Genomic DNA, 24,286 nt, shown 5'->3' on the forward strand with positions numbered 1-24,286 from the left:
CCTGTGCTTGATGCCCTTGTTCACAGACTCGACCTGGTTGCGCTGACCGTAGGCCTTCTTCCACTCAGCGGTTCCCCACGAGTATCGCTGAAGATGACGGCGTGAGTCTTTCCAGGAACATCGCGCCTCTTTCTGCGGCGCTGTCGGGGAGATCAGGGGGTACGTGATGCTTGCAGGTACGTGAGCACTGCTTTCACACGCCGGTTCTCATCTACGGGGCTCAGGCCGAGCTTCTGGAAGATGCGTCCGACGTGCTTGCCGACCGCGGGGTCGCTGAGCACGAGCTTCTCGGCGATGGCGGCGTTTGATTGGCCGTCCGCCATGAGAATGAGGACTTCGGTCTCCCGTGGCGTGAGCGTATCCAACGGGCCGGGGTGTGCGCTGCTGAGGAGGTGCTGGACCACATGAGGGTCGATAGTCGTCCCCCCGCTGGCGATGTTCTGCAGTGCGCCGGCGAAGTCACGCACCCGGTTGATGCGGTCCTTGAGCAGATACCCGACGGCCCCTTCGGGCAGTGTGAGGAGACGGCGGGCGTTCATGTCCGCGAGGTACTGCGAAAGGACGAGGATCGGCTGGTGCGGGTGCTGCTCCCGGATGCGAAGGGCGGCCCGCAGGCCGTCGTCCTTGTTCCCGGGTGGCATGCGGACGTCGGTGATGATGATGTCGGGAGCACTGTCCAGTCGCGCGTACGCTTCCTCCAGCTGGGGTGCCGTCTCGGCGGCGCCCACCACCGTGTGGCCCAGCCGCTCGAGCAGAGCGATGAGTGCTTCACGCAGTAGCGCTGAGTCCTCAGCGATCAGTATTCGCATGCAAGGCGTTCCCTTCTTCGGGTAGGGGGAGGTCCATTCGCAGGACGGTGGGTCCGCCGGCGGGGCTTGTGACTTTCAGATGACCGTTGAGAGCCTCTGCACGTTCGGTGAGTCCTCGTAGTCCGGTTCCGTTCCGTTTGTCGGCACCGCCTGTTCCGTTGTCGGTCACGGTGACGATGAACGTCTTGCCATCGGTGCCGGTGGCGACCACGGCGGAGGAGGCGGATGCGTGCTTGGCGATGTTCGTGAGGGCCTCTGCGACCAGATAGTAGACGGTGGTCTCGTGTGCGGCGGGGAGGTGAACTCTGGGGTTCCCTTCGACGGTCACTCGAATGTCGCTGCGCTCAGCGAGCTCCTCGAGGGCCGCGCGGAGTCCGTAATCGGTGAGTACTGAAGGGTGGATCCCGCGGACCGTGTCACGGAGGGTCGTCATCGCATGCTCCGCCTGAACCTGGGCTTCGTCGACCGCTCGCAATAGCTGAGTGGTGTCAGTGCCTCTCGCGGCGAGCTCGTCCACTTCGAGGCCGATCATTCCCAGTCGTGCGCCGAGTGCGATGAGTTCTTGCTGTACGCCGTCGTGCAGGTCCCGTTCGATGCGACGGCGCTCCGCGTCTGACGACTCGGCGAGAGCACGGCGCGAGTTGATGAGACGCTGGATGTTCGCGTCGACGCCGCGTGCTTTCGGCCCGCACAGGAGTCGCAACACACATGCTTGACCAGTTGCGAGACACGCGTTGATGTAGCCGAACAGGATCAGCACGACGAGGGTGATGAGCGCGACTGGCCACCAGTTTGTGGGGGTCATGACCCCTTCGGCGTCTCCGAAGAACTGGGTCGGTGTGGGTCCGGTGATACCGGCGGCAGCGACCATGCCGAGCGCCAGAAGTGTGATGGTCTCGAAAAACAGCACGATGAGTGCGAGGAGAGCGCAGACAAGGTCCCAGATGAGCGCCAGTGCCTCGCGCCACGTCGCACGTTCTGTGAGGCGGATGTTGATCCAGTGGTGACGCTCGCTGGCATCGACCGTGGCGTGGTCGCTCATCTGCACGGGGAACCCGAGAAGGCGTGTGCGTCGGCGCTCCATGGATCCGAGGACGAGACCCCAGAACGGCAACAGTAGGAATGTGAAGATCACAAGCGGGACGAGAGCTGCTCCAACGAGCACACTCAGCATCAGGTAGATGAGTGCCCGCCACGGCCAGCGGCTGAGAACGAAGCGCCACGGGGGCAACCTCATCGCCTTCCACACGTGACTCGCCGTCGTCATGGGTCCAGCCTAGGGATCCCCCACGCCGGGCATCGCCAGCGGCACCGAAAGGTATAGCCAGCCCTACCTCGAAGAGTAGGGCAGGACCCATCGTGCGGGTGCCCAGGGCTGAGATTCGATGGACGTCAGGCGCCACCCGCCAGGAGGAGTCAGCCAGGAACGCAGCGGAAGGAGATGCCATGACAGACAGCCGATGTCAGGCATCGTCAACGCTCGGGGCCGCAGCGACAAAGCCGGTGCGGGTCGCCCGGACCAGTCAGCCACGTGAGGCCTGATGTACCGCAATCACTCCATGCTGCGGTTGCAGCACTGCACGCCCGGCGAGGCGTACTACGAACAGTCGACCACCGCTGCATCGGGTCGCCACTTCTCACACCCCGCGCCCCCCACCTGGTCGCTCTCGAAGTTCGGCCCATGGGCGACGCTTCACCCGGACGATGGTGGCGTTCTCCCGCGCCAGGGGTGGAAGGTACACGTCAGCACTCGCCCGGAGCAGGCGCGAGACGCGCTCCGCATCGTCGGCGACATCTGCGTCGAGCGTGGTGTCCCCTTCAAGTACCTCTCTGACGAGACCGAACTGCGCCGAACCAGCATGAAGTACGCCAACCGTGGGTCGGCAGGCAAGTTCATCACTGTCTTCCCCCGCACCGATGAAGAATTTTGCGAACTCCTGCCACTGTTCGATGAGGCTCTTCGCGGATTCGACGGCCCATACATTCTGTCGGATGTGAAGTTCGGCGAGAGTCCCGTCTACTTCCGTTACGGCGCCTTCTTCCTGGACCGCTTCGAGCATGCGGACGGTTCGGCGGGCTACGCCATTCAGAGCCCAGACGGAGAGAAAGTCCACGACAGTCGCGCCGCCGTCTTCACGCTGCCGAGCTTCGTTGATCCCCCGGCCCTGATTCGTGAACTTGTCGAGGAGCGACTCAGTCCGACGCCGGGGGTGTTGCAAGAACTTCTGCATCCGTACGTCGTGCGCTCCAGCTTGCATTTCAGCAATGCCGGCGGTGTGTACCTTGCTGACGCCGGATCGAGTCAGGTGGTCTTGAAGGAGGCGCGGCGATGGTCGGCGTACAGCTCGGACTCCGCCGACGCGACCTCGCGGCTGCGGAGTGAACACCGGGCTCTGAAGCAGCTCGCCAGCGTGGGCGCCGTCGTCAATGCCATCGAGTACCGGGTTATCGGCGAGCATGAGTTTCTCGTCGAGGAGTACATTCCCGGGCTCACGCTCCAGTCCTGGGCAGCCAGCAACTATCCGTTCAGCACGGAGGAGACTGTCCTCGCCGACTACGCTGCACGAGCTCTGCCACTCGCCCGGCAGGTGATCACCGCGGTCGATCAGATTCATGATGCAGGCTGGAGCATTCTCGACCTGCAGCCGAAGAACATCCTGGTCGACGGCGACCGTGTCCGACTCATCGACCTCGAAGCCGCCCGTGAGATGGATGCCTCCGCGGTCGGCAGTATCGGCACCCCGGGCTTCATACCCCACGCGCAGACTTCGAACCGTGACCGCGACAGGTACGCGCTCGCTGCCGTTGTCCTGCACTTGTTCTGGCCGTCGCTGGCCGGGGCGTTCGACCCGTCCGTGCTGACCTACCGGGCACAGAAGGTTGCGGAGCAATTCCCGGAAGACGTCGCGAACGTCGTCAACACCTTGGTCGACGCTGTGCCCCCGGACGCGATGGCAACGTCGCACCCGTACCGCCACGCCACAGGCCTTGCTCTGACTCCAGGTAGACAAGTCTTGGAGCAGGTGTGCAACGGCATCGAAGGAACCCGACGTGACGGACCCCGCCGATTCCCCGGGGACGCGACACAGTTCGCAGACGGAGCCAGCGCCTTGCTGAACATCGAGACGGGAGCCGCAGGCGTGATCCTCATGCTCGCAAGAGCCGGCCGCGACGTCACGCAGGACCACAGGTGGTTGAGCGCGCGCCTTCGAGAAGTGGACGACATTCCGTTTCACGGTCTCCTCCGCGGAACCGTGGGCATCGCGGCCGCACTCGCCCAGCTCGGCGACACCGCAAGTGCCGAAGTGATCCTCGCGGCTGGAGAGGTAAGCGCCGACCCCGGACATGACCTATCCGTGCGGAGTGGCTTGGCAGGCACGATCCTCGCTCTGTGCGATGCTGCCTTCGCGGACACAGACTCCGCTCGCGACATGCGCGACCGATACGCCTCGTTGCTCGCCGCCCGTGTCACAGGCGGAGGGGACCTCCGTAGCCCTCACTCGGAAACCGGTAACACCATCGGGTTGTTCGACGGGTGGTCGGGTGTCGGAATGGTCTGCCGCCGGCTCGCGGAAGTCACCGGGGACGCCTCCTGGGATCACCTGATGCACCTCTGCTTCCAGCGCGAGCTGCAGCAGCTCACCGAAGCGGACAACGGGACCCTTCGTGTGGACTACTCGCGTGTCTCCTACGGCTACCTGTCGGAGGGTGCCGCGGGGATCGCGTTCACTCTCGCACAGTGCGCGCCGACCCACTACCGGGACGAGATCGCACGACTCGCTCAGACGGTCGACGGCATCATCAGCATGAACGGCGGCCTGTTTCGGGGGACTGCTGGCATCGCCTGCGCACTCCTGTCCGCTCCGCTCTCTTATGGGGGCAGCGAACGGGTCCGGTTGATGTCTTTCACCGCCGAGAACTTCCTCTTCCATGGGAGCGACCCTGACGCGCTGGTGATGCTCGGAGACAACGGATACCACCTCTCCGCGGACTACTCCACGGGAGCTGCCGGCTACGTCGGCGCGCTCCTCGCCTTATTCGAAGAGAACCCGGACGACTGGTTCCCGGTGACTCTTCCCAGACCACTTGACGATGACATGGAAGGAGGTGAACACAATGAGCGCATTGCTTTCTTTGCAGGGCCTGTCGAACGAGTCCGGGCCTGAGGTCGGTGTCTTCGGATCCGGCATCAGCATGTGGTGTGACGGCGACAACAGCGGTATCAGCATCTCCTGCGGACCGAACTGATACACGGACGTGTGGGGCGCGCGGCGACGCGCGTCCCACGCTTCTTCTACGAAAGGGCAGCACATGCTCACAGCAACCGGACTCGGGCACACGTTCTCGAACGGGCGGGTGGAGACGCTCGCGCTTGACGGTGTCAGCTGCACATTCGAGCCTGGTTCCTTCACCGCCATCATGGGCCCGTCTGGCTCCGGGAAGTCCACCCTCCTCTACTGCCTCGCCGGTCTCATCCGCGCGTCAGCGGGAGCCGTCACCTTCGACGCCACGGAACTGACCACCGCGAAGCAACGTCAGCTCGATCTTCTCCGACGTGACGAATTCGGTTTCATTTTTCAGAGCTTCAACCTCATCGATGCTCTGACAGCGTTGCAGAACGTCACACTGCCCTCCCTCTTTGGGGGAGCGGCGATACCGCGTGAGCAGGCCGTGAACGCCCTGGCCAACGTTGGGCTCTCTGAGAAGGTCAAGTCGTACCCGGCAGAGCTTTCCGGTGGGCAGCAGCAACGCGTGGCCATCGCACGCGCCCTCGCTCAGACCAGGCGCGTGATCTTCGCCGATGAACCGACTGGAGCGCTGGACCGCAAGAGCGGTTTCCTGGTGATGGACCAGCTTCGTCGGTTCCGGGACGTCGGCACTTCTGTTGTCATGGTCACTCATGATCCCCAGATCGCTGCATACGCCGACCGGGTCCTGTTCCTTGTCGACGGGCGACTCGTGGACACGATGGACGCCCCGACTGCGGAGGCCGTCAGCTCTCGCATGACGGGGCTGGAGAGCGCCGCGCGATGACTGGGGCTCAGCAGCTGCCCGTCTCTCTGGGGTTCGTGCGTCGCCATCGAGCGGCGTATGTCGGGGTCGCCATCCTTCTCAGTATCGCCACGGTCGTCGCGACTGCGGAGATGGTGTTGTTCACCGGCCTTGCAAGCGGGCAGGCGGTCCGGATCGATTCGATGTCGGAGTTCGATGCCCGCGTCGTTCGGGCTGCTGTCAGCGCATCGCAGGGCATCCTGCAGGTCATGTGCTTCACCACGGTGGTGATCGCACTCGTGCTGGTCTACTTGGGCTTCCGGAACATGCTCGCCTTGCGGCGCAGAGAACTCGGCCAGCTTCGTCTCGCAGGAGCGAGTGTGTTGCGCGTTCGCGTGATGGTTACCGGTGAGGCGTTCGTCTTCGCCACGTTGGTCGTGATCCCGAGTGTCCTCATCGGTGGGCTGCTCGCCCACCCCTTCTATCTCCTGCTCCAGGCCGTGGGCGTGTTCGGGAAGACTCTGCGGGTGGATTTCGGTTTCCCGGTCCTCACTCTGGCCCTGGTCGCGGGAGGGATGATCCTCTGCTCTATGGTCGCCGCGTGGTTGAGCCTTCGCTCCAAGCAGACCAACGATGTTCTCGCCGCTCTCGAGGCGTCTGCGACGGGCACACAGGGCGAGAAGATGAGCGCGACTCGTATCGTCATCGCAGCCGCGTCCGTCGTCGGGCTCGCCGCATTCCTCATTTTCATGCCGGACACCGGGAGCGAGAACCCTGTCGCCTCAATCATCGTCCCGCTGCTGATCATCTTCCCCCTCGGCGCACTTGCACCAGTCCTCGTTCCGGTGGTCGCGCGAGCGTTGGGCTGGCTCCTCAGGCCCCTGATCGGCGGCTCGGGTGTCCTCGTCGCGCAGCGCGCCTCCCGAGACTCGCAACGGTTCGCATCCAACGTCCTCCCGCTGCTCATCCTGATGGGCGTCATGGGCGGGTTCGCCATCGGTGCAGGGCCTGATCAGGCGACCATGCAGGATGACTATCACTCCAAGCTGGATGCTGACCTCATCGTCGAGCCGTCATCCGTCAAGGATGCCGACACCGTCACCGGCGACATCGGGAATATGCAGGGCGTGAACGCGGTGGTACGTTCCGCAGCAACTACCCGGCTCATCGAACAGGGGCGCGCGGACGGCACCTTCCTCACCGTTTTCAACTTCGTAGACCTCGACGCTTACCAGGACGTCTTCGAGACGGACGTGACAACAGGCGACTTCGACAGCGCCGGTGGCGCGGCCGTCGTCTCCACACGGGAGAGCGACAAGGTCGGAGACACCGTCACGGTCGAGGCACCGAGCGGAACCACGGCCACCCTCACCGTCGCCGCCGTCATCACCTCCCGGATCTACACCGGACTCCTCGTCGACTGGCAGATGCTGCAGACCCTGGACCCGGAGGTGTGGGACATCCGTGTGTTCGTGAGTGCGGACTCCGCCGCCGTCTCCGACATCACCGCGCGGGTCGACGACCTCGCGCCGACGATGACGAAAGACGAGTTCATCCAGACGCGTGTCGAGCTTCGCCAGAGCAACGCCGCCACCGGAAACATCGCCTTGTTCGGCACCATCTATGGTCTCGCCATCGTCGCCATGATCCAAGGTCTCACCGCGTCCGTCATGAATCGCCGGGGCGAGTTCCGACTCCTGAGCCTTCTCGGGATATCCCGCGCTCGGACGATAGGCACACTGCTCTCAGAAGCCCTCGTTCTCATCGTGTCCAGTGGTGTGCTGCTTGCCGGCGCGTTCGCCTTCATTGCATGGCGATATCTCGCGCAAGACCCGACGAAGATGGCCACCGCTGTCGGCGCCATTCCATGGGGCGACATCGCTCTCACGTTTGTGGGTATGGGTCTACTTTTCACCGCCACAGTTTTCATCGCCGCAGTGGTCGCGACCAGGAACACCCAGCGATGATCCGAAGCAACACCCTCCGAGACTTCATCCGACGCCATCGTTGGCGACTCGGAGGACTGGTGGCGCTGTCCCTCGTGGGGGCGGGGCTGGGGCTTGCCCAACCGTTGCTGCTGCAACAGATGTTCGATGCCGTGACTTCCGGGTCAGCGCCGCTTCCTGCGGTGCTGATCCTGACCACGGTGGTTGTCGCTCAGGCGCTACTCGCCGGGGTGGAGTCGTATGCTCTTGCTCGCACCGCACACGACCTCATCCTCGAACTGCGGACACGCGTGTCGGCACGCATCGTGTCGTTGCCAATGAGTCGCGTGCAACGGGTGCCACAGGGTGAGTTCCTCTCTCGAATGATCTCCGACACCGCCGCCTCATCATCCGTTCTGACGACGGGTGTATTCAAACTCCTCGCTGCGGTCGTCACCTTCGCGGTCGCGGCCGTCCTCATGGCCACCATCGACCCGATTCTGTTCGCTCTGTCGTTGGTGATCACCGTTGTTGCTACGGTGCTGTCCACCGTCATGGGGCGACTGGTGCGCTCAGCGTCCGGGAGAACTCAGGCGGCGACTGCGACGCTCGCAGGCAGCTTCGAACGCACGCTGACTGCGCTGCCGCTGATCCGAGCCTACGGAGTGGGCGGACAGCAGCTTGCCCTCATCGCCGCCGACGCCAGTGACGTCAGGGCGAACGCAATCAAGGTGGCGCGGTTGGGTGCATACATGCAACCAGTCATGACCCTCGCCACCCAAGCACTCCTCATCGTCACACTTGCTCTCGGTGGCGTCCGAGTCGCTGAGGGCAGCCTGTCACTCGGAGGGCTCATCGCGTTCATGATGTACCTCATGATGATGGTCGGACCGGTCTCTCAGGTCGGTTCGACGTTCGTGAGCATTCAGACGGGACTTGCGGCGATAGACCGCGTCGATGAAATTGTCTCCGCGCCGCAAGAGAGCGATCTCCTGTCGGATGGCACTCACGCCGACTTGGGGTGCGCGGGTGAGGTGCTCGTCGAACTCGAGAGCGTCACTTTCGAGTATCCGCAAGCGTCGGCCGGGTCGGCGACTCGCATCGGGCCGCTCGATGTCACGATCCGTGACGGTGAGCACGTCGCTCTCGTGGGCCCGTCCGGGTCTGGGAAGTCCACCGTGTTCGCTCTTCTCGAGAGGTTCTACGAACCCAGCAGTGGCACCATACGGATGCGTGGAGTGCCGGCTCACGACGGTCCGCTCGGCGATTACCGAGCTCGTATGGCGTGGGTGCCGCAGAACTCGCCGCCGGTGGGAGGAACCCTTCGAGACAATCTCGACATCGAGCACCGCGGCCTTCCGGACAGTGCGCTCTTGCAGACGTTGGCTGACGTGGGCCTGTTCGCCAGCATAGGCGGGGACGTCCTCGACCGACCTGTCGCAGTGTCAGGTAGCAACCTCTCAGGGGGTGAGCGGCAGCGGCTGGGTGTTGCCCGAGCGTTGCTCTCTGACCGAGAGATGCTGCTCCTTGACGAACCGACATCGAGCCTTGACGCCATCTCCGCCGAGGGACTGTCGTCGCTGCTGCGGGAGCGTGCGCAGGCGAAGACCATCGTTATGGCCTCCCACCGTCTGGCGGAGGTACGCGACTTCGACAAGATCATCGTGATGGAGCACGGACGCATCGTGGACGTCGGTGCGCACGACGATCTCCTCGACAGATGCGAGCTCTACCGGACACTGTGCGCGCAGCAACACGTTCCTGCGTGAAGGCAACCCTCATGGCAGCATGAACACACGACCCAGGGTATGAGCGTCATGACCGAGAAGCCGCGTTGCTCCCATGGGCCTAGGATCGCGTACCCGTCAGCAGCGGAATAACGGTCGGCGGCCGCTCCCCGTCCGTGGGCGTGTACTCGCTCCCGTGCGGGGTGCGTGCCGCGGCGATATCGAACAAACCTCGAGGCGCGCGAGCCTGGTCGATGAGGGATTCCCGGGTAATTCCTGCGGAGCAAGTAGCTCGATGGGTGCCGGCAGTAGTGAAGTTGCTCTGTCGCAGTGGCGAGCCCGGGCTCTCGGCGGCGCGTGCAGGCAAGTTCAGATCCGCGGAATCTCAAGGGCTTCCGGGGCATCGCGGAAAAATCGGGGGGCTTAGCGTGGAAAACACCAAAAACCCCCTTCTGCGAGCCCCGCTCCCGACCGGGATCGCGGCTTTCATGAACCCTCCCACCAGTGAATGTGACACGAAGGCCCCCGAGGAACCGGGGGCGTTCGTCGTTTCCGGGGTCGTTCAGCGAGCCGGTTCCCGTCGTTCACGGACGCGCTGCACCTCGAGGACGACGACCGCGACACCGACCGCCGTGGCCGTCCCGAGCACGGTCACGATCGGGAGTGCCGCCGAGGCGAGGACGACCGCCGCCGCCCCGAGGAATAGCGCGGAGGCACCGGTGGAGATCCGCCCGCGGAGAAGGACGAACCACACCGCGACCATGAACACGGCGACCGGCACTGTGAGTGAGAACGAGGCGTCGGCAGCTGGGAGATGCTCGCCGGCCTCGGTCAGCAGGTCGAGTTCCACCTCGATCCCCGCGGAGACGGCACCGGCGGCGGCGAAGACGACGTAGTGGGCATACCCGAAGGCGAACCCCTGGCGGGACGAGGCCAGGCGACCCCCCTGCTCCCGGCTGAAGTAGATCCACCACATCCCGGCGGCGAGGACGATGCCTGCCACGGCCAAGCCGACGAGCCCGTCGATCCGCTCGTCGCTGTTCGCCGCGTCGATGATGGCGTTCGCCGAACCGAGAAGGCTCTCGCCGAGCAGGATCAGCGTGAACAGGCCGTACCGCTCGGCGACGTGATGCGGGTGCCAGGGCGTGCGGTGGACCCGTTCCGCCCAGACGGGCACGAGCACCTCGAGCAGCATCGCGGGCCAGAAGGTCCAGAACTGCCCCTCCACCGGAAGGGCCAGTCGCGCGACCCAGAGGACCTGCACGAGGCTGATCCCGATCGCGAACCGGAGGGCCACCGCGCGTTGCTCCGGATCGGACAACGCGAGTCGGAGCCACTGCGCCACCATCGCCAGTCGCATGATGACGTAGCCGATGGTGATGATCGCCCACTCGCCGTCGACCATAGCGTCGTGCACGCCGGCGGCGAGCACGAGGACCCCGCCCATCTGCACGATGGTGGTCGTGCGGTAGAGCCAGTCATCGGTGTCGAACGCGGACGCGAACCAGGTGAAGTTCATCCACGCCCACCAGATGGCGAAGAAGATCATCGCGTAGGAGACGGTCGTCTCCGCCGCGTGACCCTCGACGATCCCGTGGTGGAGGTTCTGCGAGGCCTGGGAGACGGCGACGACGAACACGAGGTCGAAGAGCAGCTCCAACGGGCTCGCCACCCGGTGCCCCTCGCCGGGGTCGCGGCCGGTCATACGGAGGAGACCCAGTCGGTTCAGCACGATCCCATCCTGCCGTGCCTGTCGTTGCCAAGGAAGCTTGACACGTCGCCGGATGACAAGCATGCTTGACGTATGTCAGGTTTCCTTGTCATTTCGGACTCGATCGTCCAGATGCGCCGACGATGACGAACGACAGGTCGGCCCGCTGCGGCGGCACCGCGTTCCGGCGGCTGGCGTCGATGAGCGCTCGCGACGTGCTCAGGAACCCGCTCACCGGGATCTCGATGTGGTTCATGACCGGCATCATCCTCGTGATCTACGTCTCCATGTGGCTCGCGTTCGTCGTCCTGGGCCCTGCTCCGGTCGCAGCGCTGGACACGGACGAACCGGGAGTCTCGTCGGCGCTCGAGCGGGCCGGTGTGCAGGTGGTCGCCCCCGACGACCCCGATCGGAACACGCGGGTGACCGTGCACGAGGGGCGCGCCCTGGTGGTGCTCGACGCTGCGGACCAGGCTGCATGGGACCCGATCTGGCGAGGGCTGCGCGACGCAGGCGTCCCGGCCCACGGGGTGACGGTGATGGACGACGAGGGTGACGTGAAGATCGACCCGCTCCAGGAGAACCTCGGCATCGTGGTCCTGGTCGGGGTCGCGAGCCTGGCGTTCATCGGCACGACCGTCCCACTCGTGGCGATGCGGGAGCGCGGGCTGCTCCGGCTGCTCGGCGTGACGCCGCTCCGCCGGTCGACCTTCCTCCTCGCGCAGCTCCCCTTGCGCGCGCTGGTGGCGGCGGGGATCCTGGTGCTGACGACCGGGATCGCGGTCTGGCGCAGGTACGTCGACGGTGTGGACCTCCCGGCCCTGGGGGTCTCGTTCCTCCTCGGAGCGGCGATGCTGTTCGCTCTGGCGCTCGTGTTCGCCGCGCGATCGCGGAACGCCGAGGCGACACAACAGACGATGGTGATGGTGACGATCGGGCTCGTGTTCGCGTCGGGTGGGCTCCTGCCGCAGTCCATCCTTCCTGCCGCCGTGCAGGTCGCCATGAACTGCCTGCCGACCACCTGGTTCGTCGCCGCCGCGAGTGCCTCACTGACCGGGGCCGAACCGTTCCTCCCCGTCCCCGCGCTCTGGGGGCTCATGTCGCTCGTCACCGTCGCAGCAGGCGTGCTCGCCGTGCGGTGGTTCGAGTGGGATCAGTCCGAGCGCGATGGGCGGGCGACCACGATGTCCGACACGCAACGAGAGGTGGCTGCATGAACGAGCACACGACACGGGGATCGACACCGCAGGAGCGTCGTGCGTCCCGTAGATACATGTGGGAGATCGCGGCCGGTGCCGTCGGGTTCCTCGTGACGTTCCTCTTCCTGCCGGAGCTGTTCCCCACCGAGCCGGGATCGCCCGCAGCCGTCGCGGTCGCACTCGTCCCGCTCGTGCCGGTGGTGTGGATCGTGATCGCACTCGTCCGACACGTGCGCCGCGTCGACGAACTGCAGCGCGGAGTGATCGTGCTGAGTCTCGCCATCGGGTTCGGTGCGGCGATGCTGATCAGCCTCGCGGTCGTGTTCCTGTCGACCGCCGGTGTCGTCGTCGCCCAGCCGGAATGGTGGGTGTTCATCGGCGGGATGGCGGTGTGGGGCGTGACCATCGGTGTCGTCTCCTTCCGGGCCACCCGATGAAGAACGACGTCCGCGCCCTGCGCACCGAACGCGGGTGGACCCAGGTCCAGTTCGCTGAAGCACTCGGCGTCTCCAGGCAGACGGTGAACGCGCTCGAGACCGGGCGCTACGACCCGTCCCTGCCGTTGGCGTTCCGGGTCTCCGCACTGCTCTCCCGCCCGATCGAGGAGATCTTCTTCCCGGGTGAACACGATGCCCCGCCGTCGGGAGGACGACGATGAACGAATCGGACCGAGTGGTCGTCACCGTCGACCGGCTCAGCAAGCGCTACGGCGACCGGAGCGTCCTGCGCGACGTCTCCCTCCGAGTCCACGCGGGGGAGGTGTTCGGGCTGCTGGGACCGAACGGCGCCGGGAAGACCACCACGCTCGAGACCATCGTCGGACTCCGCCGTCCCACCGACGGAACCGTCCGGGTGCTTGGACGAGACCCGTCGATCGACCGCCGATACGTGACCGAGCGGATGGCGGTGCAGCCGCAGGCCGCCACCCTGTTCCCGACGCTCACGGTCACGGAGACGCTCGACCTCTTCGCGTCGTTCTACCGGGATGTGCGGCGTCCCGAGGAGGTCTTGGACGAGCTCGATCTGGGGGAGGCACGGCGCGTGCGCGTGAAGCACCTCTCAGGCGGCCAGGAGCGTCGCCTGCTGATCGCCATCGCGTTGATCGGCAATCCGGAGATCGTCGTCCTCGACGAGCCGTCGGCCGGACTCGACCCGCAGGCCCGACGGAACCTCTGGGGCATCATCCGGCGCCAGCAGGAACGCGGGACCACGATCCTGCTCTCGACGCATCACATGGACGAGGCCACCCAGGTCTGCGACCGGATCGCCGTCCTCGTGGACGGCTCGATCGCCGCCTCGGGGGAGCCGGAGACCCTGGTCCGGGAACACGCCGCGACGGCCACGGTGACCTTCGAGGTCCCCGGCCGGACCACCGCGGACGAGTTGCGTTCGCACGACATCCCCGGCGAGATCACCGTGACGGCGAAGGGCGCCGTCAGCCTGGTCGGGATCGTGACCGACGACCCTGACGCCGTGCTGCGCCGACTCACCTTCTCCACCGGTCTCAGACCGCGGGGGTTCCGAGTGGCGCACGGGTCGCTCGAGGATCTCTTCATCGATCTCGCGAATCGGCCGACGTCCGCAGCCGACGGCGACCGGGCCCACAGCCCATGAGCACGACGCCTGCGTTCCCAGCTCAGGTCCGGAGCTTCGCCGCGGCCCACGCGCGCGACCTCGTCCGGGACCCGCGCTCGATCATCGCACTCGTGGCGAGTTTCCTCGCCTTGATCGGACTGCTCGGGGGTGTGGACGCCCTCGTGGCGACGGCGTCCGACACGCCTGCCGGTGTGCTGGAGCGCGCCCTCCCGCTCGTTTCGAGCACGGGGACGATGGCGATCGCCTTCATGCTCACCACGGTGCCGCTGGTCCGGCATCGCAGCACCGGCCTGCTGCGGGCGCTGTCGACCTCGCCGGCCCGTCGCGACGCGTATCTGCTCGGACACCTGCCGATCCGCGTGGGGTTGGTCGTCGTCGAGGCCGCGGTGATCATCGCCCTGGCCGCCTGGACGGTGCCCACCCGTCCACTCTCCGACCTCGTCGCGATCGCCGGCACGATCCTGCTCGGTGGCGCGATGCTGCTCGGCTTCGGCTACCTCCTCGCGGCGCGGTTGTCGAACCCGGACATCGCCATGCAACTCGCGTACCTGCTGCCGATGCTCGCTCTCGCCACGTCCGGGGCCCTCTTCCCGCTCGCGATCCTTCCGGAGTGGGTCGCCGGTCTCTTCCGGGTCCTGCCCACGACCTGGATCGTCGGCGCGCTCGAGGCGACCATCTCCCGAGGCCCTCAGCCCGTGCCGCTCGCAGTGGTCTGGAGCCTGATGGCGGCGTGCGCGCTCGTGTCGGGTCTCGCGGCCGCCCGGCTCCACCGATGGGACGTCGGCTGATCGGCGGAGCTGCCGTCCGCCGCGTCAGTCCCGACGCGGGGCTGCGGTCGAATCGCGCACGATGAGCTGCGAGTCGAGACTCGCGACCGAACGGGGTGACCCTCCGGCCATGGCCTGGAGCAGCACCTCGACCGCCAACGACCCGCACCGGTTGATCGCGAGCCGCACGGTGGTGAGACCGGGCTGGCGGATGGACGCCATCTCGATGTCGTCGGTGCCGATGATGCTGAGGTCGTCGGGGCAGCGCTTGCCCATCGACGTGATCCCGGCGTCGATGCCGAGGGCGACCAGGTCGTTGTAGGCGATGACCGCCGTCGCACCGCTCGCCACGATCGTGGCCGCTGCGGCGAGGCCGCCCTGGATCGAGGCCGCCTGGTGGCCCAGGCGGGTGAACTCGATGTCGAGCTGCTCGCATGCAGCCGCGACCGCGTCGCCACGGCGGAGGTCCGCCCAGGAGTGCTTCGGACCGGCCGCATAGGCGATGTGTCGGTGACCCAGTGCGGCGAGGTGTTCGACCGCCTGCCGTGGCCCGCTCTCGGTGTCCATCACGACGTAGGGGAGGCCGTCGATGATGCGGTTGACCACCACGACCGGGGTGTCGCCCACGAGCGCGCGGATCTCGTCGTCGGGGAGGCGTGGCGAGCAGAGGAGCATCCCGTTGAGCTTCCGCGCCAGTTCGAGCTGCTCGTGCTCGCGATGCAGGTCCTCATCGGTGTCGAACAACACCGGGCGGTGGCGTCCCTGCCAGGCCTGGGCGTGGACGCCCTTCAGGAGGGTCGCGTAGACCGGGCTGGCGATGTCGGGGACGATGACGCCGAACGTCTTCTCCGCCGTCGAACCGTTCGGGTTCGAGTACCCGAGGTCCGCCGCGGCCGTGAGGACCCGCTCGAGCGTCGCGTTCGCAAGGCGATCCGGCTCGCCGAACGCCCGCGACGCGGTGGCGATGGAGACGCCCGCGTGACGGGCGACATCGGTGAGGGTGGCGGTCACGGTTGATCCTTCGCGGGGTCGGGTGTACTCATGATGCGGCATCGTGCTGCCATGAAACTACTTGACAAACTTTGTACAAACCATTCAGAATCGCTTTCATGATGATCGACGTGGATCTCCTCCAGCCGACGACGCGGTGCCCCGAGGCTCGGCGATGACGGCCCTGCCGCCGCGACTGGGCGCCGGCTCGGGCCCGCGTCCGGAGCACCCGGCACCGTCCGCCGCCGGCATCCTGCACCTCGGTCTCGGCAACTTCCACCGAGCACACCAGGCCGTCTACACGGCGGCTGCGCTCAGCGCGGGCGGCGATGAATGGGGCATCGTCGGTGTCGCATCCCGGTCCCGAGCGGTCGTCGACGCGATGCGGGCGCAGGATCTCCGCTACACGGTCGCCGAGATCTCACCCACCGGGGCCTCGTTCTCCGTGCCTGCCGTGCACACCGACGTGTTCGTCGCGGCGGAGGATCCGGAGCGTGTGGTCGGTACCCTCGCGGACGACCGCATCCGGGTCGTCACGCTGACCGTGACGGAGCACGGCTACAGCGCCTCGCCGTCGACCGGCCTCCTCGATCTGAACGACCCGCTGATCGCAGCCGACCTCCGGGGAGGTGCCCCACAGACGACCATCGGCCAACTCGCCCGCGGCCTCCAGCGGCGGGCCTCCGGCAGCGGCGCCCCGATCACGATCCTGAGCTGCGACAACCTGAGCGAGAACGGCGCTCGCACGGAGGCGCTCGTCCGAGCCTTCCTCTCCGAACTGCGCGGCACCGAGGGCGTGGAAGCGCTCGCCTACCTCGACAGCGCGGTCGCCTTCCCGTCCAGCATGGTCGACCGCATCGTCCCGGCGACGACCCCGCGACTGCGCGAGCTCGTGGCAGCCCGGCTCGGCGTCCGGGACGACGCGCCGGTCTCCGCCGAACCGTTCACGATGTGGGCGATCGAGGACCGCTTCGCCGCTGCGCGTCCCGCCTGGGAGGCCGGAGGCGCCGTGTTCACCGACGAGGTGGGGGCGTACGAGCAGATGAAGGTGCGGCTCCTCAACGGGACGCACTCGCTCATCGCCTACCTCGGTGCGCTCCGCGGGGTGGCCACGATCTCGGAGTCGATCGCCGACACCGCCGTCGAATCCGCCGCACTGGCGATCCTCCGCGACGAGTACGAACCGTCGGTGCGGTTCCCGTCCGGCGTCGACGTCCGCACGTATGAGCGGCAGCTCTTCGAACGCTGGGCCAACCACGCCCTCGGGCACCGCACGGCGCAGGTGGGCACCGACGGATCGGTGAAGCTCCGCCAGCGCATCCCGGAGCCCGCCCTCCGTCTGCTCGAGGCCGGGTCCGTTCCACACCTCATCGCCCTCACGGTCGCGGCCTACCTGTCCTGCATCGCCCCGATGCCGGGGTTCGACCCCGGTCCGCACGCGCGCGCCATGGTCGATCCGGCCCGCGAGGAGCTCGCCCGGCTGGCGGACACGTCGACGGACGGTCGGCACCTCGCGCATCGGGTGATCGCGGAGCTGCACCTCTTCGGGCAGGACCTCGCCGAGCAGCCGACCTTCATCTCGCGGGTCGGTGAACTGATCGACACCATCCGTCGACACGGCGTCGACGCGGCCATCCGCGACAGCATCGCCGCCTCGCAGGCACCCATGACCAGGACAGGAGCCAACCGATGAAGACGCTCGCGATCCACGGCGCGGAGGACATCCGCTGGGAGGATGCCCCCACCCCGGAACCACGCGACGGCGAGGTCCGCCTCCGGGTGCGGTACGTCGGTATCTGCGGCTCCGACCTGCACTACTACTTCAACGGGGCGAACGGCGAGTACGTCATCCGCGAATCGCTCACCCCCGGCCACGAGCTCTCGGCCGTCGTCGACGTGGACCCCTCCGGGCGGCTCGCCCCCGGCACCCGGGTCACCGTGCACCCGGCGCGATACGGCCCGAGCCTGCAGGGGCTCGAGGACCGCCCACACCTGCGACCCGGCGGCGACTACCTCGGGAGCGCGGCGGCGGACCCGCACCGACAGGGTGGGGCCTCGGAGTACCTGATCGTCGAACACTCGATGGTGCGCGTCCTGCCCGACGGGCTCCCGCTCGAGCGGGCGGCGCTCGCCGAACCCCTCGCGGTCGCCATGCACGCGGTCGGGCTGGCCGGCGACGTGCGCGGTGCGCGGGTCCTCGTCATCGGTGCAGGGCCCATCGGTCTGCTCGTGATCGCCGCGGCCGCCCGGGCCGGTGCAGCGAGGATCGCGGCGAGCGACATGCGCGAACAGGCACTGGAACGCGCCGCGACCGTCGGAGCCGGTGAGCTCCTCCTCGTGGGTCGCGACGCTGTCGCCGACGAGTCCTACGACGTCGTCTTCGAATGCTCCGGCGCACCGGTCGCCCTGACCCAGGCGGTTCGTGCCGCGAAACGAGGCGGGTCGATCGTCCAGGTCGGCATGCTCCCCGACGCCGACAGCCCGATCAACCTCGCCCCCATGCTCGCCAAGGAGCTCACCATCCGCGGTGCGTTCCGCTTCTCCACCGAGATCGACGACGCGATCGCGTTCCTCGCCGAGGGCGATCTCCTCGACGCCGTCGTGACCCAGGTCATCCCAGCCGAGCAGGCGGTCGACGCCTTCGCCGTCGCTCGGGACTCATCCCGCTCGGCGAAGGTGCTCCTCGCCTTCTGAGCCACCCACCGCACACTCCCACCCCCACTTCCGCTGCATCCCGTAGGTCCGAAGGAGTACCTCATGTCAGAACCCAAGTCGTCCGTCGCCACCGGCGACCCCACCGCGAACCGATCCGTCCGCGACCTCGTCCGGGCCGCCATCTCCGGGTGGCTCGGCACCGCGCTCGAGTTCATGGACTACCAGCTCTACTCGCTGGCCGCCGCGCTCGTGTTCGCCGACCTCTTCTTCTCCAACGAGGACCCGGCCATGGCCGTCGTCGCCGCGATGGCGACGTACGGGGTCGGCTACGTCGCCCGTCCGGTCGGCGCGTTCTTCTTCGCCCGGCTCGGCGACAAGACCGGCCGGACCAAGGTCCTCTTCTACACGATCCTGCTCATGGGCCTGTCGACGACGCTCATCGGATTCCTGCCGACCTACTCGCAGGTCGGCATCCTCGCGCCGATCCTGCTGGTCCTCCTGCGGATCGCGCAGGGCTTCGGAGCCGGTGCCGAGATCTCGGGCGCCGGCGTCATGCTCGCTGAGTACGCCCCGGCCAAGCGACGCGGCATCATCGCGTCGCTCGTGGCGCTCGGGACCAACTGCGGCACCCTGCTCGCCTCCGCGCTGTGGGCCGGTCTGCTCCTGGCGTTCAGCGAGGACGAGGTCATCGCCTGGGCCTGGCGCATCCCGTTCATCGGCAGCGTCGTGATCATGCTCTTCGCGGTCTGGGTCCGCTTCAACCTCAAGGAGAGCCCGGTCTTCGAGGAGCGCGACGACGTCGTCGACGGCAAGGCGCTCACCAAGCAGGAGACGATCGCCCTCGCGACCGAGACCGGCAACCTCCGCACGCTCGAGGCCATGAACCGCAAGCCGATCAAGGCGTTCAGCATCGCGCTCCTGCTGCGGTTCGGTCAGGCCGGCAACTCGGGACTCGTCCAGACGTACCTCATCAGCTACATCACCGTCGTCCTGCTGCTGGACCGGTCGATCGGTGTGAACGCCGTCATCGTCTCCTCGCTCGTCGCCTTCATCACCGTGCCGCTCTCCGGTTGGCTCGGTGACCGGTACGGACGGAAGCGCATGTACATGGTGTGGGCGATCATCGCGCTCATCATCATCGTCCCGACCATGCTCATGATCCACAGCAAGGACACCGTCCAGGTGTTCGTCGGCTACGTCGTCCTGCACAACCTGGCCGTGATGAGCTTCGCGTCGCTCGAGAACCTGACCCTGCCGGAGCTGTTCGGCGCGCGGAACCGCTACACCTACACCGCGATGGCCCGGGAGATCGCTGCGATCGTCGCGACCGGCGCTGGCCCCGTCATCGCCGCCGCCTGGGTGTCCGCCGCCACCGGTTCGTTCATCCCGATCATCATCATGCTCGGCGTCTTCACCCTCTGCGCCCTGGTCGCGTCCATCTGGATGCCCGAGGTCGCCGGTCGGGACCTCACCGACCCGCGCGACGCCATCTGACCGGCATCCGACCTCCTCGAAAGGAACCTCATGAGCATCGAACGCGCGGACGTCATCGTGACGAGTCCCGGCCGGAACTTCGTCACCCTGAAGATCACCACCAGCGACGGCGTCGTGGGCTGGGGCGACGCGACCCTCAACGGGCGCGAACTCGCCGTCGCTTCGTACCTCGGCGACCACGTCGCGTCGATACTGATCGGTCGCGACGAGGACCGCATCGAGGACACCTGGCAGTACCTGTACCGCGGACCGTACTGGCGGCGCGGCCCCGTCACGATGGCGGCCATCGCCGCGGTGGACATGGCGCTCTGGGACATCAAGGCCAAGAAGGCCGGGGTGCCGTTGTACCAGCTGCTCGGCGGCGCGAGTCGATCGGGGATCCGGGCGTACGCCCACGCCTCGGGGACGGACTACCAGGCGCTCGCCAACGCGATCACCGGGTACCAGGAGCTCGGGTTCACCGCGGTGCGCGTCCAGACCGGTGTGCCGGGGCTCGGGCAGGTCTACGGGGTGTCCGCCTCGGGGCCCGGCGTCCGCTACGACTACGAGCCGGCGAAGCGCGCGGCGGACGGCTCGGCAGCCACGGCACCGACCGAGGAGTCCTGGGACACTGCCGGCTACCTCGCGCACATGCCGGGCGTCTTCGAACGGATCCGCGAGGACTTCGGGACGGGCCTCCGGATCCTGCATGACGGACACCACCGCATGTCGCCGATCGAGGCTGCCCGGTTCGCGAAGGACATCGAGCCGTACAAGCTCTTCTGGCTCGAGGACTGCACACCGGGGGAGGACCAGACCGCCCTGCGACTCGTCCGCCAGCACTCGACCACGCCGCTGGCCATCGGCGAGGTCTTCAACTCGGTGTACGACTACCAGACCCTCATCACCGAGCGCCTCATCGACTACGTCCGCTCGGCGGTGACGCACACCGGTGGCATCACGGCGATGAAGAAACTGCTCGACTTCGCGGCGATCTACGGGATCCGTTCCGGCATCCACGGCCCCACCGACATCTCGCCCATCGGGATGGCCGCAGCGCTGCACCTCGACCTCGCGATCCACAACTTCGGGATCCAGGAGTACATGCCGCACAACGAGCAGACCCTCGAGGTGTTCCAGACCTCCTTCACCTTCGACGACGGCTTCCTGCACCCCGGCGAGCAGCCCGGCCTCGGCGTCGAACTCGACGAGGACGCGGCCGCCGCGTTCGAGTACACGAAGGCGTACCTGCCGGTGAACCGGCTGACGGACGGCACCGTCCACGACTGGTGAGCGGCGGCGGCGGTGGCATCTGGTGCTCCGCGGCTGTGAGGTGAGATGATGCGGTGCTGCCTCGAACGCGTGCGGTCCTCCGCCACGTCCGTCCCGATGCGCGAGGCGCTGCGGGTTCCGGGACGGCAGCTCCTCCCTGCGACCCGGAATCGAAGGATGCCCGGTGCACGAGGACCCGACCGTCGGCGCGGCCGACACCGCTGAACCAGTCACCCGAGGCGGCAGCGTCGCCCCCGTCGCTTCGCCGTCGCACCGACTGCGTCCGGTCGCGTTCGGCGGTGTCATCGCCGCCACGGTCGTCGTCGCCGCGGCCTGGGTGGTCGGCGCGTCGGTGTCGCTGACGGCGGCCACGGCACCGTCGGTGATGCTGCAGCCGTACCTCGACGCACTGGAGGACGGGCACCTCGAACGGGCGGTCGCGATGGACGGCACCGCTGCCGCCGCCGCCGAACTCGGCTACAGCGCCGACCTCCTGACCGATGAGCGGTACGCGCTCGCGACCGACCGCCCGACGGCTTATCGCGTCGGAGCGACCCGGACCGAGAACGGGGTCGCCACGGTCGACGTCGCGTTCGAGCGCGGCGGTGAACGACAGACCACGGCGTTCACGCTGCGCTCACAGCCGTCCGGCTTCCTGTGGTTCAGCGCGTGGCGCATCGAACCGGCGAGCCTGCCGACCATCACGGTGCCCACGGTCAGGTTCGGTGCGCTGGACCTCTCCGTCGGAGGCGAGCACGTGGGCACGGTGGATGAGACGACGGTCTACGTCGTCGGACCGGGGAAGTACGACATCGCGGCCGACTCGACCACCGGCTTCTTCGACTTCGAGGTGCCCAGCGTGGAGGCCGAGTGGGACGGCAGGCCGACGGCGTATCTGTACCCGACGCTGACGGCGCTCGGGCAGGAGGGGGCGACCGCTGCGGTCCACGCGTACGTGGACGCCTGCATCGCATCGACGTCCTATGAACCCGAGGGCTGCTCCATCGCGATCGACAATTCGGAGGGCGACGAGATGTCGGGCGTCACCTGGCTGTTGACCCGTGGTCCCGAGTTCGAGTTCTCGGAGTACTCCGCGACGGCGGGGTTCCTCGTGACCACCACCCGTCGGGGTAGTGCCGACTTCCTCGCCGCGTTCGCCTCGGCGTCGGGCGAATACGGCATCGTGACCGCGGAGGACTGCGAGGTGTGGGTGGACGGTGCCGTCGTGTTGTCGACCGACGGCACGTGGACCTTCGACCCGTACACCTGGTGAGCGTGGGCGATGTCATGCACCAGATGAGGGGTGGGGACGCGTGAAGTACGTTCCAGCGTTCGGCCTGAAGGCGCAGGTGTTCATGCTCTGTGTGGCGCCGCTCTTCCTCTTCCTGGTGACTCCGAAGGACAAACTCGCGTCCGCCGGACCGGTCCTGGCCGTGGCCTTCGTCGTGCTTGCAGCGGCGGCATGGACCACACTCGTCGTGACGGCACACCGGATCGTCGTGCTCGATGAGCACCTGGTGGTGTACACGGCCTTCCGCTCTCGCGTCGTCCGTATCGACGACGTCAGCTCGATCGGACCGAACTGGAGACCTCAGAGCTTCCGCATCGCTCTGAGGGATGGTCCGAGCATCAGGGGCCACTGCCGCAACGGCTACGCCGCGTTCGCGGAGGACCTGACGACCGGACACCCGTCGATCGAGTTCCGATACTCCATGCTGAAGCCGAAGACCGATCAGTTCATGGAATCGGGCTACTCGGAGCTGACGGAGGACGAACGTCGCGAAGCCGAGGCCCTCGTCCTGGCCGCCCAGTCGGCCGCGAGCTGAGCTGCCCGCGCGACGATAGGGTGAGGACCCGTGACGGCCGCCCTTCCCCCTGAGCATCGCGAGACGACGCCCCGCGGGGTCCTCGTCTCCGTCGTCGCCTCGTTCCTGTTCGCGGCGCTGTTCTTCCTGCCACCGCTGCTGGAGCCGTTCGGGGCGAACGAGATCTTCGCCTGGCGCGTGATCGCGACGGTGCCGGTGCTGGCGACGCTCATCGTCGTGTTCGGGTGGTGGCGGGACGTCCGCGACATCGCGGTCCGTCTCGTGCGTCGTCCGCTCCTCGTCCTCGTGGTCGTCCTCGACGGGCTCCTGTTGTCCCTGCAGCTGTGGCTCTTCGGTTGGGCACCGCAGACGGGGCACGGGCTGGAACTCGCGCTCGGCTACCTGCTGATGCCACTGGCGATGGTCGTGGTCGGCGTCGTCCTGCATCGGGAGCGACTCGCACCGCTCCGGATCGCTGCGGTCGCTGCAGCCGCCATCGGCGTCACCGCCGCGATCGTCGTGGCCGGTGGGCTGTCCTGGGCGACCATCGCGGTCGCGGTCGGCTACCCGGTGTACTTCGCGATCCGGCGCCGAGCCGGGCTCGACTCCATCGGTGCGTTCTGCTTCGAGCTGGCGGTCCTCGTCCCCGTCGCGATCGTGCTGGCGCTGCAACCGGCCTCACTCGCCGTCCTGGCCGCGCACCCGCAGCTGGGCTGGGGGATCGTGCTCCTCGGGGTGATCGGTGGCGTCGCCCTCGTGCTGTACCTCGTCGCGAGTCGCCTGCTGTCGTTCGGCGTCTTCGGACTGCTCAGCTACCTGGAACCGGTGCTACTGGTCCTCGTGGCGGTCCTCCTCCTCGGCGAATCACTGACGCTCGCCGACGGGTTCGTCTACGGCCCGATCGTCGTCGCGCTCATCCTGCTGGGGCTCGAGACCTCGCGCCGGTCACCGCGCTGACCGTCCTCCCACCGCACGGCGCGTCGCCGTGAACCTGTGAAGTCAAGCCTCGTGGACCGGTCCGTGCGCCGACGTAGCCTGAGGTCATGGTCACGAAGCATGCTCCAGCAGTGTCGCTCGAGCCGTCCTTTCCCTCGCAGCACGATGTGTCTCCAGCGCGAGACTCGTCCGAACGGCACCACGTCGTCCCGATCGGTGCCCGGCAATGGCGGATCTCGAACGACGCCGATCCCTCCTCACCCGAATGTTGTCTCGCATACGTCGAGGCACAGGGCGCCGGTTACGACGTCCTCATCGTGGCGCCCAGCCCGCCTGAATGGCTGCATGTGGACACCTTCGACGAGGCCAAGCGCGCCGCGATCCGACGGCCGTCGCCGCAGCTCTGAGTCGCTCCACCGGCATTCATTC

General features: G+C 67.1%; 21 protein-coding genes. 17 read left to right on the forward strand and 4 right to left on the reverse strand.

Annotated features, from left to right (window positions below):
- Window positions 1-152 precede the first annotated feature (152 nt).
- A complete protein-coding gene (locus EAO79_RS03830) occupies window positions 153-809 on the reverse strand; it encodes a response regulator transcription factor (RefSeq protein ID WP_124767844.1) in 657 nt (218 codons plus the stop codon).
- Window positions 790-2,076, reverse strand: a complete 1,287-nt coding sequence (locus tag EAO79_RS03835; protein WP_124767845.1) for a sensor histidine kinase — start codon at window positions 2,074-2,076, stop codon at window positions 790-792. The genes EAO79_RS03830 and EAO79_RS03835 overlap by 20 nt, the downstream gene beginning before the upstream one ends.
- A 292-nt stretch (window positions 2,077-2,368) precedes the next feature.
- On the opposite strand from EAO79_RS03835, the gene lanKC reads away from it, so the two are divergent.
- The 4 genes from lanKC (at window position 2,369) to EAO79_RS03855 (ending at window position 9,495) form a co-directional block, all read left to right on the forward strand.
- A complete protein-coding gene (lanKC, locus tag EAO79_RS03840) occupies window positions 2,369-4,975 on the forward strand; it encodes a class III lanthionine synthetase LanKC (protein WP_164486887.1) in 2,607 nt (868 codons plus the stop codon).
- Window positions 4,976-5,120: 145 nt separating this feature from the next.
- Window positions 5,121-5,843, forward strand: coding sequence for an ABC transporter ATP-binding protein (locus EAO79_RS03845; RefSeq protein ID WP_124767847.1), 723 nt, complete (start codon window positions 5,121-5,123; stop codon window positions 5,841-5,843).
- Window positions 5,844-5,953: 110 nt separating this feature from the next.
- Window positions 5,954-7,768, forward strand: coding sequence for an ABC transporter permease (locus EAO79_RS03850; protein WP_164486888.1), 1,815 nt, complete (start codon window positions 5,954-5,956; stop codon window positions 7,766-7,768).
- 59 nt (window positions 7,769-7,827) lie between these two features.
- Window positions 7,828-9,495, forward strand: a complete 1,668-nt coding sequence (locus tag EAO79_RS03855; RefSeq protein WP_164486889.1) for an ABC transporter ATP-binding protein — start codon at window positions 7,828-7,830, stop codon at window positions 9,493-9,495.
- Between the two features lie 520 nt (window positions 9,496-10,015).
- Here the strand turns inward: EAO79_RS03855 and EAO79_RS03860 are convergent.
- The gene (locus tag EAO79_RS03860) at window positions 10,016-11,185 is read right to left on the reverse strand and encodes a low temperature requirement protein A (protein WP_241160977.1); all 1,170 of its coding nucleotides are present in this window, start codon (window positions 11,183-11,185) and stop codon (window positions 10,016-10,018) included.
- A gap of 122 nt (window positions 11,186-11,307) precedes the next feature.
- Here EAO79_RS03860 and EAO79_RS03865 point away from each other — a divergent pair, with 122 nt between their 5' ends.
- Genes EAO79_RS03865 through EAO79_RS03885 form a run of 5 tightly spaced genes read left to right on the forward strand, consistent with a single transcriptional unit; the run spans window position 11,308 to window position 14,747 of the window.
- Window positions 11,308-12,381 carry an ABC transporter permease gene (locus EAO79_RS03865; RefSeq protein ID WP_124767850.1) on the forward strand — a complete coding sequence of 358 codons (1,074 nt, stop codon included), beginning with the start codon at window positions 11,308-11,310 and terminating at the stop codon, window positions 12,379-12,381.
- A gap of 56 nt (window positions 12,382-12,437) precedes the next feature.
- Entirely contained in the window at window positions 12,438-12,800 is a 363-nt protein-coding gene (locus EAO79_RS03870; protein WP_124767851.1) for a hypothetical protein, read from the forward strand.
- Entirely contained in the window at window positions 12,797-13,021 is a 225-nt protein-coding gene (locus EAO79_RS03875) for a helix-turn-helix transcriptional regulator (RefSeq protein ID WP_079704339.1), read from the forward strand. Before EAO79_RS03870 ends, EAO79_RS03875 begins: the two co-directional genes overlap by 4 nt.
- Entirely contained in the window at window positions 13,018-13,977 is a 960-nt protein-coding gene (locus EAO79_RS03880; protein WP_124767852.1) for an ABC transporter ATP-binding protein, read from the forward strand. Before EAO79_RS03875 ends, EAO79_RS03880 begins: the two co-directional genes overlap by 4 nt.
- On the forward strand, window positions 13,974-14,747 hold the full coding sequence (locus EAO79_RS03885) for an ABC transporter permease (RefSeq protein WP_124767853.1): 774 nt from the start codon (window positions 13,974-13,976) through the stop codon (window positions 14,745-14,747). The genes EAO79_RS03880 and EAO79_RS03885 overlap by 4 nt, the downstream gene beginning before the upstream one ends.
- Before the next feature lie 24 nt (window positions 14,748-14,771).
- On the opposite strand, the gene EAO79_RS03890 is transcribed toward EAO79_RS03885, so the two are convergent.
- Window positions 14,772-15,737: a LacI family DNA-binding transcriptional regulator gene (locus EAO79_RS03890; protein WP_124767854.1), complete on the reverse strand. Its 966-nt coding sequence runs from the start codon at window positions 15,735-15,737 to the stop codon at window positions 14,772-14,774.
- 154 nt (window positions 15,738-15,891) lie between these two features.
- Between EAO79_RS03890 and EAO79_RS03895 the strand changes: the two genes are divergently transcribed.
- The 8 genes from EAO79_RS03895 (at window position 15,892) to EAO79_RS03930 (ending at window position 24,264) form a co-directional block, all read left to right on the forward strand.
- Window positions 15,892-17,409: a mannitol dehydrogenase family protein gene (locus EAO79_RS03895; protein ID WP_124767855.1), complete on the forward strand. Its 1,518-nt coding sequence runs from the start codon at window positions 15,892-15,894 to the stop codon at window positions 17,407-17,409.
- Window positions 17,406-18,410, forward strand: coding sequence for an L-idonate 5-dehydrogenase (locus EAO79_RS03900; RefSeq protein ID WP_124767856.1), 1,005 nt, complete (start codon window positions 17,406-17,408; stop codon window positions 18,408-18,410). Before EAO79_RS03895 ends, EAO79_RS03900 begins: the two co-directional genes overlap by 4 nt.
- A gap of 63 nt (window positions 18,411-18,473) precedes the next feature.
- On the forward strand, window positions 18,474-19,865 hold the full coding sequence (locus EAO79_RS03905) for an MFS transporter (protein WP_086472499.1): 1,392 nt from the start codon (window positions 18,474-18,476) through the stop codon (window positions 19,863-19,865).
- Between the two features lie 30 nt (window positions 19,866-19,895).
- Complete coding sequence (gene manD, locus EAO79_RS03910; RefSeq protein WP_124767857.1) at window positions 19,896-21,137, forward strand: D-mannonate dehydratase ManD; 1,242 nt, start codon at window positions 19,896-19,898, stop codon at window positions 21,135-21,137.
- A gap of 163 nt (window positions 21,138-21,300) precedes the next feature.
- Entirely contained in the window at window positions 21,301-22,389 is a 1,089-nt protein-coding gene (locus tag EAO79_RS03915; RefSeq protein ID WP_124767858.1) for a hypothetical protein, read from the forward strand.
- 40 nt (window positions 22,390-22,429) lie between these two features.
- Window positions 22,430-22,942, forward strand: a complete 513-nt coding sequence (locus EAO79_RS03920) for a hypothetical protein (RefSeq protein WP_124767859.1) — start codon at window positions 22,430-22,432, stop codon at window positions 22,940-22,942.
- Between the two features lie 30 nt (window positions 22,943-22,972).
- Complete coding sequence (rarD, locus tag EAO79_RS03925; RefSeq protein WP_124767860.1) at window positions 22,973-23,878, forward strand: EamA family transporter RarD; 906 nt, start codon at window positions 22,973-22,975, stop codon at window positions 23,876-23,878.
- 86 nt (window positions 23,879-23,964) lie between these two features.
- Window positions 23,965-24,264: a hypothetical protein gene (locus tag EAO79_RS03930; RefSeq protein WP_124767861.1), complete on the forward strand. Its 300-nt coding sequence runs from the start codon at window positions 23,965-23,967 to the stop codon at window positions 24,262-24,264.
- Window positions 24,265-24,286: the final 22 nt, after the last annotated feature.

It is taken from the genome of Plantibacter sp. PA-3-X8, assembly GCF_003856975.1.
Lineage (GTDB): Bacteria > Actinomycetota > Actinomycetes > Actinomycetales > Microbacteriaceae > Plantibacter > Plantibacter auratus.